The sequence below is a fragment of the Mycobacterium sp. genome, from assembly GCF_035633495.1.
Taxonomy (GTDB): Bacteria; Actinomycetota; Actinomycetes; order Mycobacteriales; family Mycobacteriaceae; genus Mycobacterium.
This window is the reverse complement of the sequence record NZ_DASQEU010000024.1, coordinates 31,928-45,183: the sequence shown is the minus strand read 5'-3', so window position 1 is coordinate 45,183 and position 13,256 is coordinate 31,928. Positions and strand designations below refer to the sequence as shown.

The following is a 13,256-nucleotide window of genomic DNA, read 5'->3' as shown; positions in this document are numbered from 1 at the left end:
GGTGGGGCAAGGTGTTGGGGTGGTCAGGGGAAGGCGGCCCGGAGTCGTTGCCAGGCTGCGGTGATGGCGGTGGCCCAGCGCCAGGTGGCGTCGATGCGTAGCCGGGTTTGGCGGGCGCCGCGGGTGATGCGGGCGGCGACGTGCAGGACCCGGTAGCGGAAGGTGTCGATCTCGCAGGTGGCGAGTGTGGGGTGGTCGGTGAAGCCGATCAATTTCGTCCAGGCCACCAAATCGGTTGCTGCCAGGATGATTTCCAGCCAGGCGGCGTTCGCGTCGGCGCGGTGACAGGGCAGGTTGCGCAGGCCGGTGGCCTTGGCTTGACGGATCCGGTCCTCCACCCGGGCGTGTTGGCGGTGGCGTAGTTCCAGGCCGCCGATCTGGCCCGGGATGACACCGTGGCCGGTGTCGGTGATGAAGGCGGTGACGCGGTGCCCGTCGGAGTCGGTGAAGTTCAGTTGCGCGCCGGGATGCGGGCGTTCCTTGCGCAGGATCAGCCGGGTCCCGGCCGGCCAGCCGCTCATGTCGACCAGGTCGGTGGCCTCGGCGACCCAGGCGCCCTCGCGCAGGTCATCGCCGGCCTCGATCGCCGGGTACCAGCAGTGGCCCTCGGTGAGGGTTTCCGCGGCGTCCCGTACCCGGATGTCCACGGCGTAGCCGAAGTAGAACCCCACCCCGGCGGTTCGGCAGGCCGTGGCGAAGCTGTGGGTAGCCCCGGCGGAATCGCAGCGCACCAGAATTTTGGGCCCGCCGGCATACTCGGGGGTGGGCCGGTAGCCGGCCGGTAGCGACTCAAGGGCCCACCGCAGCACGGTGAGGTGATCAGCGGCAGTGTTGGACCCGGCGTTGCCGGGGCGCAGCAGCCCGGCCAGCGCTTCACCGCCGGCGATCTCGGGGCGGTCCAGGAACACCAGCAACGGGTGATGGCCGAACGTCTTCTTCCACGTCGGGGCCGCTTTCTGCTTACCATCGGAATGGTCGATGGTGATGGTGGCATCAATGTCGAGGATCAGCGGTTGCCCCGGTTCGGGGGCCGCCCCGGCCGCCCACGCCTGCTGGCGGGCATGGGCGCGGGCCGCCCGGATGCCGGGCAGATGCGCGGCGTCGACCCGGGCATCGACCAGGCGCCACATCGTGGTCGTCGAGGCGGCCGGGCCGAAGACGTGTTCGCGATCACCGCAGCTCTGCCCGACGGAGTCGATGCAGTTCGCCCCGCCGGCGACCGCGGCGGCCAGATCAGCGAACACCGCACCGGGGGCATGGGTCCACGGACCGCGGTAGGTGTCGGCCAGCACCGCGGTGACCCGCGCCGGGAGCCCGGTCAACTCCGCGCACTCGCGCAGCATCCCGGTCCCGGCATGCGACACGACTCCGCGGCCGTCGGCGGACACTTTCACCCGGGAAACCGCTGCGATACTCTTCACTTGCGAAGTGCCTTCCCGCCGGAATTCTGGACCCTAGAGAAGTCTCATTATTCCCTGCAGGACAGGCACTTTCGCTAATTAACACCCGTTTCACGGCGACTTTCATGCAAAATCCAGGCTAGGCCCGCCGCCACATTAGGCGGGCGTGCGTCGCGGTGCCCCCCGCGTCCGTGGTGGTGGCGGACAGCGTCAGGAGGTCGCCGTCGACACTCGCCTGCCGAAACTGCGCCTGCGCCAACAGTTCCGGCATCATCGACATGGTCACCTCGTGGTGAAGGGTCGACGTCGCCTCGTCGACGGTGAATCGGCCGCCGTACGCGACGTACTGGCTCATGTCCGACTTCGCCAGCTGGGCCGACGTGAATCCGTCTGCGGTGTAGAGGATCAGGCCCCGAGGTGCGCTGCCGAGCGGGTGGCGCTCCTCGCCGGTAGCGGGATCACGAGCGACGAACGACACCAACTCCCACGCGCCGAGGACGGCATCCCGAAGCGACGTCACGGCAGGATGACGGTGCGATTGACGGGTTTCGCGGCGGCCTGTCTGCTCGAGAGGCCGCGCTGCAGGCCCGCCAGCAGAGCGTCACGGGTCTCGCGCGGATCGATCAGTTCGTCGAAGCCGAGATGCTCGGCCGAACGATAGGACGCCTCGAGTTCGGCGTCGCGTAGCTTGCTGCTGAAATCGTCCTCCGCGTGCGTGGCAAGACTCAGCGCAGCGGCGCTCGTGGCGTTCATCGTGGCGCCGGGGTAGGCGCACGTCGCGACCTGGTCGTCGAATCCCAGCAGGGACATGACCATGGACCCGAATCCGTAGGCCTTGCGCAGGGTGACGTGCAGCTTCAGCGTGGTAGCCGTGGTCTGTGCCGCGAACATTCTTGCACCGCTGCGCAATGCGCCCGCGCTCTCCGATCGGCTGCCCGGCATCATGCCGGGGTTGTCGGCGAGGAACACGCTCGGCAGGTGGAACGAGTCGGCGACCATGATGAAGTGCGCGGCCTCGTCGGCGGCATCCGAATCGATAGAACCGGCCATCACCTCTGGTTGATTGGCGACGACGGCGACCGGATGGCCGCCGAGGTGGGCGAGCCCGCAGATGATGGCCCTGCCGAATCGCGGCTGCACCTCGAACCAGTCTGGGCGATCGAAGATCACGTTCAGCACGGCGCGCATGTCGTACACCCGGCGGTTGTCCTGCGAGATGACGTCGAGTAGTTCGGGGGTGGGCCGTGGGGCCGTCGACTCGTCGGCGGGTTGTGCGGGGGGATAGGACCAGGCGCTGGGCGGGAAATAGGACAGGTATCGACGAATGTCGTCGATCACGGACTCGTCGTCCCCGCCGACGTTGTGGATCACCCCACTTTGGAGCGCGACGTTCGGGCCGCCGAGATCCTCCTTCGAGATGTCCTCTCCCGTCGACTCCTTGACCACCGGCGGTCCCGCGGTGAAGATCGCGCCCTGGCGGCTCATGATCCTGAAGTCGCACACCGGAGCCACCAGCGCACCGTGCCCCGCTGACGGACCAAGCACGGCAGCGACGGTGGGAACGCGTCCCGAGCACTTCGCCTGCGCGAGCAGGTCGGTCGGCGTGCGCCCGTAGTGACCGCCGGTGGGCCGGAAGCCTGCGCCTTCGAGCAGCATCACGAGCGGAATCCGGTTCTGCAGAGCGAGTTCGGCGATGCGGTAGCGCTTGGAGTTGCCACCGGGGCCGATGCTGCCCGCCAACGTGGTGAAGTCTTCCGCGCCGACCATGACGCGTGAGCCGTTGAGCAGTCCGGAGCCGACGACGATGCCGTCGGCGGCGATCTCACCGCCGACCAGGGTGCCGATTTCGCGGAACGACCCCTTGTCGAGCAGTCGGTCGAGGCGGGCGCGGGCGTCGAGCTTGCCCTTGTCGTGGTGCCTGGCGAGTCGCTCGGTGCCACCATCGCCCAGGTGTGGTTGCGGCGCCGCTCGAGGTCGTCGAGGGTGTCCTGCCAATCCTGCGCCTTCGTCACGGGAGCCATCCTCACAGGTGGGTGCCGATGCCGTCCGCGGTATCGGCGTTGACCATACTGAATTGCTTACTGTAGCGTCGACCACTGCGGTGAGCGGGGCTGGGGGCTCAAGATCGACCGGGACATACCCAGTGAACTCAGCCGAGTCCCAGCGATGGTCGGGGCACTCGAACGGCGTGGCTACGACGGCTGCTGGGCGGGCGAGATCAACCATGATCGGTTCCTACCGGTGACGCTGGCCGCCGAGCACACGTCGCGTCTCCAGGTCGGAACCAGCATCGCCGTCGCCTTCGCACGCAACCCGATGAGTGTCGCCAATCTCGGCTGGGATCTGCAGTCCTACTCCGCCGGACGGTTCAACCTGGGCCTCGGCACCCAGGTGCGCGCACACGTCGAGAAGCGCTTCAGCATGCCGTGGAGCCATCCGGTCCGACGCATGCGGGAGTTCGTCCAAGCGCTGCAGGCGATCTGGACCGCGTGGCAGGACGGTAGCAGGCTGGCATTCCGACGGCGAGTTCTACACGCATCGGTTGATGACCCCGATGTTCACCCCGGAACCGATGCCGCACGAGTTTCCGAAGGTGTTCATCGCCGCCGTGGGTGAGGCGATGACGGAGATGAGCGGTGAGGTCGCCGACGGTCTGCTGGCTCACGCGTTCACCACGAAGCGCTACTCCGACGAGGTCACGATGCCGGCGCTGTTGCGGGGCCTGCAACGAGCAGGACGCGATCGCAACGCCTTTCAGGTGTCGTGTCCCGTCTTCGTCGTCAGCGGCGAGACGGAGGATCACATGGTGCAGGCCGCCACGGCCACCCGCAAGCAGATCGCCTTCTACGGCTCGACGCCCGCCTACCGCAGGGTCCTCGATCTCCACGGGTGGGGTGACCTGCACACCGAGTTGCACCGGATGTCGAGGGAAGGACGATGGGATGCCATGGGGGGCACTCGTCGACGAGGACGTACTGCAGGCGTTCGCCGTCGTCGCTCCACTGTCGGACGTGGCTGCGGCGCTGAGGGTGCGTTGCGAAGGCGTCATCGACCGGGTGCTTCCCGCCTTCCCGGCCGGACTGTCGGAGGAGGCCATCGACGAGGTGCTCGACGAAGTGCGCAAGGGGAGTGCGGCAGCGGGAGTGGTTGGGAACGAGAGCGATAGGAGCAATCGATGAGCACGCCGATCATGGACGAGGCCGCCAAGCTGCTGGCGGACCCGCTCGCCTACACCGACGAGGCGGCCCTGCACCGAGCGCTCAGTCATCTGCGCGCCACGGCGCCCGTGTCCTGGGTCGACGTGCCGAACTATCGACCGTTCTGGGCCGTCACCAAGCACGCCGACATCATGGCGATCGAGCGCGCGAACGACGTGTTCACCAACTCGCCTCGGCCCGTCCTGATGACCGCGGAGTCCGACGAACTCCAAGCCGGCGTCGGCATCAGCACGCTGATCCACGTGGACGATCCGCAGCACCGCGTGGTGCGGGCGATCGGCGTCGACTGGTTCCGCCCGAAGGCCATGCGCGCCATGAAACTTCGCGTGGACGAGCTTGCGACGCGGTACGTCGACCACATGGCGGCGTGGGTCCGGAATGCGACTTCGTGCAGGAAGTGGCGGTGAACTTCCCGCTGTTCGTGATCATGTCGCTGTTGGGGGTGCCCGAGTCGGACTTCCCACGCATGCTGCAGTACACCCAGGAACTGTTCGGCAACGACGATGCGGAGTTCAGCGCGGGCGCTTCCAAGGAGGACCAGCTCGCCGTGCTGCTCGACATGTTCGGGTACTTCACGGCGCTGACTGCCGCGCGCCGCGAGCAGCCCACCGAGGATCTGGCGTCAGCGATCGCGAACGCCCTCGTCGATGGTGAGTCGCTGTCCGACGTCGACACGGTGTCGTACTACGTGATCATCGCGACCGCGGGCCACGACACGACGAGCGCGACCATCTCCGGCGGGGTGCAGGCGCTCATCGAGAACCCCGACCAGCTACTTCGGCTCATCGACGAGCCGAGCCTGATGGGGCTGGCGAGCGAGGAGATGATCCGCTGGGTCACCCCGGTCAAGGAGTTCATGCGAACGGCGAGCAAGGACAACATGATTCGTGGTGTGCCGATCGCGGCCGGGGAGTCGGTGCTGCTCTCCCATCCGTCGGGCAACCGCGACGAGGACGTATTCACCGACCCGTTTCGCTTCGACATCGGGCCCGACCTTAACAAGCACGTGGCGTTCGGTTACGGCGTGCACTTCTGCCTCGGTGCGGCGTTGGCTCGGATGGAGATGAACAGCTTCTTCTCGGCGCTGGTTCCGCGACTGAAGTCGATCGCGTTGGCCGGCGAACCCGAACACACGGCGACGATCTTCGTCGGCGGCCTCAAGCATCTGCCGATCCGCTACGAGTTGTTCTGACTAGGCAGGCGCGAGCGTGCGTGAAGTCGGGTTCTGACGCGGCGTGTCGGCCGCAGACACGCACGCTCGCGCGAGAGAGCGAGAGAGATTGGTCAGCAGCAGCGGGACTGCGGGTTGCGCTCCGTGGCGTCGTGGCGCATCCGCCAGTAGTCCCGTTCGGACATCACGGGTTCGCCGGGATGGGTGCGCGCCCGATGGGCGACGTAGCGCTGATAGTGGTTGTCGCCCATCAGTGAGCTCCAGTACCAACCGATCTGGCGGCCGATTGAGGTAACGCGTCCCATTGCTTCTGCACCTCCTTCTCGGCGGCGGTCGGGATCATGCCCGAGGGGGCGAAGATGCGCGACGGCACGGGTTCTTCCTCACTCAGCGGGCGTCCAGTTCCCCGGATGGCCTTGAGCGCCATGACGACTCCGGCGGCGAACACGATCACCACCAGGACGGCGAACACGATCGACAGTGTGCCCTGGATGAACGTGTTGCGGATGACGGCGTCGAGCTGGTCCGAGTTCTTGGCCGCGCCGAACGCCGTCTTGCCCGCGTCCTTGGCGTCGCGGTACTGGAAGTGCTGAGTCCAGTAGCCGAGCTTCGGATCACCGGAGAAGATCTTCTGCCAAGAAGCCGTCATCGTCACGATCAGGTCCCACCCGAGCGGAATACCTGGAATCCACGCCCATTTCAGCAGTCCGCGCTTGATCACCACGACCGTGACGACGGTCAGCGCGATGGCGGCCAGCAGCTGGTTGGCGATGCCGAACAACGGGAACAGCGTGTTGATGCCGCCCAGGGGATCGGTGACGCCCATCAGCAGGATGCTGCCCCACGCGGCCACCACGATGATGCTGCAGGCCCACGCACCGACGCGCCAGCTCGGATTGCGCAACTTCTTCAGTGGCCCACCGAGATTGGCCAGGCCGTCGGACAACATGAACCGCGCGACACGGGTGCCCGCGTCGACCGTGGTGAGGATGAACAGCGCCTCGAACATGATCGCGAAGTGGTACCAGAACGCCTTGAGGCCCGTGCCGCCGAAGACCTGGTGCAACACCTCGGACATGCCGAATGCCAGGGTGGGCGCGCCGCCCGTGCGCGAGACGATCGTGTCCTCGCCCACGCCCTCCGCCGCTGCGGTGATCTCGTCACCGGTGATCGGGGATCCCGACAGCCCGAGGCCGTTGACGTAGTCGGCCGCGGTCTGCGCGGTGGTCCCGGTCTGCGCGGTGGGCGCGTTGATGGCGAAGTAGAGGTGCTGGTTGATGATGGCGGCGGTGATCAGCGCCATGATCGCGACGAAGGACTCCGTCAGCATGCCGCCGTAGCCGATCAGCCGCATCTGGCTTTCCTTCTCCAGCAGCTTGGGCGTCGTGCCGGAGGAGATGAGCGCGTGGAAGCCGGAAAGTGCGCCGCACGCGATGGTGATGAACAGGAACGGAAACAGAGAACCAGCGAACACCGGCCCCGTACCACTGCTGGCGAACGTCGAGACCGCGGGCGCCTCCATGATCGGGCGGGCGATGAGAATGCCGATGGCGAGCAGGATGATGGTACCGACCTTCATGAAGGTCGACAGATAGTCACGCGGGGCCAGCAACAGCCAGACCGGCAACACCGACGCGGCGAGGCCGTAGACGATGATGCACCACGACAGCGTCACCTTCGAGAGGGTGAACCAGTCGACGCCCCAAGCGGTTTCAGCCACCCAACCGCCGGACACCACGGCCAGCAGCAACAGCACGACACCGATCAGCGAGACCTCCGAGACCCGACCCGGTCGCAGGAACCGAAGGTAGAGGCCCATGAAGACGGCGATCGGGATGGTCATCGCGATGGAGAACACGCCCCACGGGCTTTCGGCGAGGGCATTGACGACGACGAGGGCGAGCACCGCCAGCAGGATCACCATGATCACCAGCACGCCCACGATCGCGGCGACGCCGCCGACCGTACCCAACTCGTCGCGCGCCATCTGGCCGAGGGAGCGGCCGCGGCGCCGGACCGAGATCGACAGCACCAGGTAGTCCTGCACGCAGCCAGCCACCACCGCGCCGACGATGATCCAGATGGTGCCCGGGAGGTAGCCCATCTGCATGGCGAGCACCGGCCCGACCAGGGGTCCTGCGCCCGCGATCGCAGCGAAGTGGTGACCGAACAGCACCCTCCGGTCGGTGGGCATGTAGTCAGTGCCGTTCTCGAACACCTCGGCTGGGGTGGCCTGCTCGTCGCGGGGTTTGACGATCTTCATCTCGATGAGGCGGGCATAGAACCGGAAACCGATGACGTAGGTGCAGATCGCGGCGATGACGAACCAGACCGCACTCACCGTCTCGCCGCGGAAGAAGGCGATGATCGCCCAGGCGACCGCTCCGACGAGTGCGATGACGGCGAAGACGATCTTGTGTTTCGCGGTGATCGGTGAGCGGTCGATGATCGCCACCGGCGGCAGGCCGGCGTCGGTGCGGACATAGGTGAGGTCGCCGTCGGTTTCTTCCAGACGTTCCGCGGCGGCCGGTAATGGGGGTGAGGCCATGGCCCGATCCTTTCACCGCGGGCAGGGTCGTTTGGCGGAAACGCCCCCATTCGTTCAGGTCTCGTACAGGGTCCGCACGGTACCGATGGTGTCGGCGTCGGCGGGGCCCTTGTCGTCTCGGTAGCGCAGCACGCGCGCGAAGCGCAGTGCCATTCCGCCCGGGTACCGGCTCGACGTCTGCACCCCGTCGAGGGCGATCTCGACCACCTGCTCGGGTCGCACCTTGACGACGTAGCCGTCCGTCGGACCTTCGGCGAGCTCGGTGAACCGGACGGTCTGCCAGGCCAGCATCTCGTCCGTCATGCCCTTGAACGTCTTGCCCAGCATGATGAATCCGCCCGTCGCCGGGTCGCGCGCACCGAGGTGGATGTTGGAGAGCTTGCCGGTGCGCCTGCCCGAGCCCCACTCGACCGCCAGCACGACGAGGTCGAGGGTGTGCACGGGTTTGACCTTGAGCCAGCCGGCGCCGCGACGACCCGCCTCGTACGGCGCGGTCGGCGACTTCGCCATCACCCCTTCGTGCCCGGCCTGCAGGGTCGCCGCGAGGAAGGTCGCCGCGGCCTCACCCTCGGAGGTGCTCACTCGGTCGACTCGTTGCGCGGCAGGCACGATCGCATCGAGGGCGGCGAGTCGCTCCGTCGTCGGCAGGTCCAGCAGGTCGGCGCCGTCGAGACGCAACAGGTCGAAGAAGAACACCGACAGCGGCTGGGCGGCTCGGGCCGCCTCGACGTCGGCCGTCCGGTCTCGCCCACCGCGGCCACCGCCGCGCCCGAACCGTGACGCCGTCACCTGGAACCGGTGTGGCCGGCCGTCGGGTCGCAGGGCGATCGCTTCCGCGTCGGCAATGAACTCGTCGATCGGGAGGGCGAGGGCGGCGTCGACCACCTCGGGTAGCCGTGCCGTGATGTCATCGAGGCTGCGGGTGTAGATCGACACGATGTCACCGGCGCGGTGAATCTGAACCCGGGCGCCGTCAAGCTTGGCCTCGAAGACGGCTGTCCCGCCGAGCTTTTCGAGTGCATCCTCTACTCCGGTCGCCGTCTGGGCGAGCATGGGACCGACCGGGCGGCCGACTTGGAGGGCGAACTCGGCGAGGGCGGCCCTGCCGTGGGTCAGGGCCGCCGCCGCGACGGTCGGTAGATCGCCGCCCAGCATCGCGGCCCGTCGAACCTCGGCCGCAGGAACGCCGGCGGCCTTGGCGACGGCGTCTGCCATCACGCCGACGAGGGCGCCTTGGCGCAACTCGCCGCTGAGAAGGCGGCGCAGGAACGTCTGCTCAGCCTCGGTGGACGCTTCGAACAGCCCAGTCAGCAACTCGGACCGACGGACCTGCGAGCCCTTGCCCGAGACGAGCCCGATCTCGGTGAACGTGGCGTGGACGCCCGACACCGTCAACGAGGGCTCCGCGGCGGCGGGCGGCAGCGCGCGGAGAGCGGCCCAGCCCACGCCGATCTGACGCTGGGGCAACTCACCGGAGAGCCAGGCGACCACGACGGCGACGAGATCGGGATCGGCCGCCGCGGCGGCTGCGGTCAGCAGGTCCGCGATGCGACTGATCTTGGCCGAGCGCGCCGAGACGGCACCGACCTCGGCGGACGTGGTGGCGACGGCGACGAGCAGCACGTGACCAGCTTGGCATGAAGGTCGGGCAACGCGGGTGGTGGTCGGCGTCAGGCGACGTCGAACGTCACCGTGTGCCAGCCGGTCGCCCCGTCGGGTACCACGTCGGCGGTCTCGGAGGTCTGTACGGTGCCGGTGCCATCGGTCGCGCGCACCGTAATCGCGTGCGAGCCAGGGTCATTGGGCTGCCAGGGAAAACTCCACAGCCGCCAGGTGTCGTTCGAATAGCTCGCCCCGAGCTCCGCCGGCCGCCAGGGCCCGTCGTCGATGCGCACCTCGACCGCCTTGATGCCCCGCTGTTGCGCCCAGGCCACGCCGCCGAAGGTGACCGGGCCGCGGGGCACGACCTGACCGCGCTTCGGGACCTCGATCTTCGACTGGGTCTTGATCGGCCCGCGCGCCGACCACCCGAGCCGGGTCCAGTACGCCTGGGCGCGATCGAAGCGGGTGAGCTCCAGGTCGACGATCCACTTGGTCGCCGAGACGTAGCCGTACAACCCGGGCACGACCAGGCGGGCCGGATAACCGTGCTCGATGGGCAGCGGTGCGTCGTTCATGCCGATCGCCAGGAGGGCGTCACGCTGGTCGGTGAGTGCCTCGACCGGCGTGCCCGCGGTGAACCCGTCGATCGACGTCGACATCACCATGTCGGCGTCGGGTTGAATGCCCGCCCCCGCCAACAGGTCTCGAACGCGGTAGCCCGTCCACTTGGCATTGGAGATGAGGTCGCCGCCGACGGGATTGGAGACGCACGTCAGTGTCACGACTCGCTCGACGACCTCGAACCGTTGCAGATCGTCGAAGGTGTACGTGACTTCGCGATCGACCATGCCGTGAATCTTCAGACGCCAGTCCGCACGGGTGAGTTGCGGCACGCTCAACGCGGTGTCGATGCGGTAGAAGTCGGCGTTCGGAGTGATGAACGGTGGCAGGGCCACTCCGGGCGGCTGGACTGACGGAGGCGGTGCGACGGGCACGGTGCTGCCCGCGGTCGGCAGGGTGAAGGCCGTGCGGTCGCCCGCCACCGACGAGTTCAGCCGGTTGAGCACCGCGCCCGCAACACCCGCGACGGCTCCCGCGCCGATGAAACCGAGCGTCACCAACGACAGCCGTCGACCCCGGTCGGGCGAGTCGCTCGACGGCGCATCCGCCGGCGGTGCCGCATTGGCGATACGCCCGGAGACGAGCAACCGGAGCACGAGCACGCCGCACACCGTGCCGATCACCGTGGGGACCACGTCGACCGGCGTTGCGCCTGCCCGGCTGATTACGGCGGCACAGCCGAGTGCCCCGGCAACTACTATCGCGATGCTGCCGACGGGTCTGCGACGTGTCTCGTACTGCGCGGTGAGGGCGGCGATCACCGCGATGACGACCAACACCAGGATGGACAGCGCCAGCTTGTCGGACGTGCCGAACAGTTGGATAGCCCATTCCTTGACCGGGCCCGGCGTCAAGTCGATGACGGCCGAGCCGATCGCGGTTCTGGAGTCGGCCTGTGGGCCGAAGGGAACCGCGCTCAATTGAGCCACTCCCAGTGCCACCGCCGCGGCGGCGACACCCGTGAGTCCACTCGGACGAACGTCGCTGGGCACTTCCGGGCGGGTAGCCGTATCGGCCATGACGCCAAGGTACCCACTTCGCCACCCGAAGGCCTTACCGGAAAGTGACGTCGGTTAGGTTGCTTTACAGTCTGACCTCATTTTGGAAAGGGAGCTAATGAAGATCTCGGGCAAGAAGGCGATCATCGTGGGTGATGCGTCGGGGCAGGGACGTCGCCGCCGGGATCGGTGCGAGCTTCCACGAGGTCGACGTGACCGACTTCGCAGGCACCGAAGACGTATTGCAGCAGGCGATCGACGGACTCGGCGGACTGCACGTCATCGTGACCACGGCGGGCGGTGGCATCGGCGAGCGCACCATCAGCAAGAACGGCCCGCATCCCCTGGAGTCGTTCCGGGCGAGCGTCGATCTCAACCTAATCGGCACGTTCAACATCAGCCGCCTCGCGGCCTGGCAGATGAGCAAGCAGGAGCCCGTCGACGACGAGGCCGAGGAGCGCGGCGTCATCATCAACACGGCGTCGATCGCCGCCTTCGAGGGGCAGATCGGACAGGTGGCCTACACCGCCTCCAAGGCCGCGATCGCCGGGATGTGCCTGACCATGGCGCGCGACCTGGGCAGCCTGGGCATCCGGGTCCTGGCCATCGCGCCGAGCCTGTTCGCCACCGGCCTGACCAAGGGCATCCCCGACGAGTTCGCCAGCGCGCTGACCAAGGATGCGGCGTTCCCGAAGCGCCTCGGCAAGCCGGAGGAGTACGCCAAGCTGGCGCTGGCGATCGTGGACAACCCGATGCTCAACGGCCAGTGCATCCGCTTGGACGCCGGTCAACGCTTCGCCCCGAAGTAAGCCCCCACGTAGGGTGATTTCGGCGCGCAAACAGTCGCCACGCGAACGTTTCCGCGCCGAAATCGCGTAGGGGGAGGGACCGAATGGCGACCGTCGCAACTCAGATCATCGCCGCGCACATCCCGAGAACGCCTGCATCGTTATCGTGCAGGTCGACGTTCGCGACCGAAACCTGTTCCGCCGCAGGCTAATCAACCTCGGACTGGTCGGGACCGTCGCCGGCACGTTGGCGGCGCTGCAACAGCTGCTGACGCAGAAGTCGTCGCGCGAGCACCTCGACCGCTCGCTGCGCCACTACGCCAAGACCCGCAAGGCGATGGACGGGTTGGCGGTCAACGATCGCGATCGCACCACCATCCGCCCGGAATACGTTGCGGGACTTGCCAACCAGCTGGCGGCCGACGACGCGGTGTTCACCGTTGGACGTCGGCTCTCCCGGTGAGCTCATGACGCTTCTGCAGAACCGGTTGCCGGTCAAGGTGATCGTCTTCAACAATTCGTCGTTGAACTTCGTCGAGCTGGAGATGAAGGCCGCGGGCATCGTCAACTTCGGAACGGAGCTCGTCAATCCGGACTTTGCCGCCGTCGGCCGTGCGCTCGGTGCTTTCGGGCGGCGCGTCGAGCACCCCGGCGAGCTGGAGCAAGCGTTGACGGACGTGTTCGCCCATGACGGGCCGGCGATCGTGGACGTTTTGACGGCCCGTCAGGAGCTCTCGATCCCGCCCGCCATCAGTGCCGAACAGGCGAAGGGCTTCTCCCTGTACGCGATCCGGACCATCATGGCGGGGCGCGCCGACGAGTTGCTCGACCTGGTCACCACCAACATGTCGCGGCGGCTCCTCGACCGATTGGCGGCCATGGCTTCCGCAATCGAGCCGCTCCCGCTACT

The 13,256-nt window shown here is 67.4% G+C and carries 7 protein-coding genes and 5 pseudogenes; 5 read left to right on the top strand and 7 right to left on the bottom strand.

Going from position 1 to position 13,256, the window contains the following annotated elements; translation table 11 throughout:
• Positions 1–23 precede the first annotated feature (23 nt).
• The 3 genes and pseudogenes from VET27_RS04880 to VET27_RS04870 form a co-directional block, all read right to left on the bottom strand.
• Positions 24–1,421 carry an IS1380 family transposase gene (locus tag VET27_RS04880; protein WP_526515690.1) on the bottom strand — a complete coding sequence of 466 codons (1,398 nt, stop codon included), beginning with the start codon at positions 1,419–1,421 and terminating at the stop codon, positions 24–26.
• 118 nt (positions 1,422–1,539) lie between these two features.
• The gene (locus VET27_RS04875; protein WP_526515688.1) at positions 1,540–1,920 is read right to left on the bottom strand and encodes a lipocalin-like domain-containing protein; all 381 of its coding nucleotides are present in this window, start codon (positions 1,918–1,920) and stop codon (positions 1,540–1,542) included.
• A pseudogene (locus VET27_RS04870) lies at positions 1,917–3,412 on the bottom strand (acyl-CoA carboxylase subunit beta). The gene VET27_RS04875 and the pseudogene VET27_RS04870 overlap by 4 nt, the downstream one beginning before the upstream one ends.
• A gap of 154 nt (positions 3,413–3,566) precedes the next feature.
• Between VET27_RS04870 and VET27_RS04865 the strand changes: the two are divergent.
• The 3 genes and pseudogenes from VET27_RS04865 to VET27_RS04855 form a co-directional block, all read left to right on the top strand.
• Positions 3,567–4,302, top strand: a pseudogene (locus tag VET27_RS04865) (TIGR03617 family F420-dependent LLM class oxidoreductase); the annotation flags it as partial.
• Positions 4,303–4,342: 40 nt separating this feature from the next.
• Entirely contained in the window at positions 4,343–4,579 is a 237-nt protein-coding gene (locus VET27_RS04860) for a hypothetical protein (protein ID WP_526515752.1), read from the top strand.
• Positions 4,576–5,810 (top strand): annotated as a pseudogene (locus VET27_RS04855) (cytochrome P450). The gene VET27_RS04860 and the pseudogene VET27_RS04855 overlap by 4 nt, the downstream one beginning before the upstream one ends.
• Before the next feature lie 92 nt (positions 5,811–5,902).
• Here VET27_RS04855 and VET27_RS04850 read toward each other — a convergent pair.
• From VET27_RS04850 to VET27_RS04835, 4 genes are read right to left on the bottom strand one after another with little or no spacing between them, the layout of a single operon-like run.
• A complete protein-coding gene (locus tag VET27_RS04850) occupies positions 5,903–6,094 on the bottom strand; it encodes a YbdD/YjiX family protein (RefSeq protein WP_526515686.1) in 192 nt (63 codons plus the stop codon).
• On the bottom strand, positions 6,040–8,337 hold the full coding sequence (locus VET27_RS04845) for a carbon starvation CstA family protein (protein ID WP_526515684.1): 2,298 nt from the start codon (positions 8,335–8,337) through the stop codon (positions 6,040–6,042). Before VET27_RS04845 ends, VET27_RS04850 begins: the two co-directional genes overlap by 55 nt.
• A 54-nt stretch (positions 8,338–8,391) precedes the next feature.
• The gene (locus VET27_RS04840; protein ID WP_526515682.1) at positions 8,392–9,960 is read right to left on the bottom strand and encodes an ATP-dependent DNA ligase; all 1,569 of its coding nucleotides are present in this window, start codon (positions 9,958–9,960) and stop codon (positions 8,392–8,394) included.
• Positions 9,961–10,007: 47 nt separating this feature from the next.
• Positions 10,008–11,579 carry a molybdopterin-dependent oxidoreductase gene (locus VET27_RS04835; protein WP_526515680.1) on the bottom strand — a complete coding sequence of 524 codons (1,572 nt, stop codon included), beginning with the start codon at positions 11,577–11,579 and terminating at the stop codon, positions 10,008–10,010.
• A 140-nt stretch (positions 11,580–11,719) separates the two neighbouring features.
• Between VET27_RS04835 and VET27_RS04830 the strand changes: the two are divergent.
• Positions 11,720–12,367, top strand: a pseudogene (locus VET27_RS04830) (SDR family NAD(P)-dependent oxidoreductase); the annotation flags it as partial.
• A gap of 106 nt (positions 12,368–12,473) precedes the next feature.
• Positions 12,474–13,212, top strand: a pseudogene (locus tag VET27_RS04825) (thiamine pyrophosphate-dependent enzyme); the annotation flags it as partial.
• Positions 13,213–13,256 lie beyond the last annotated feature (44 nt).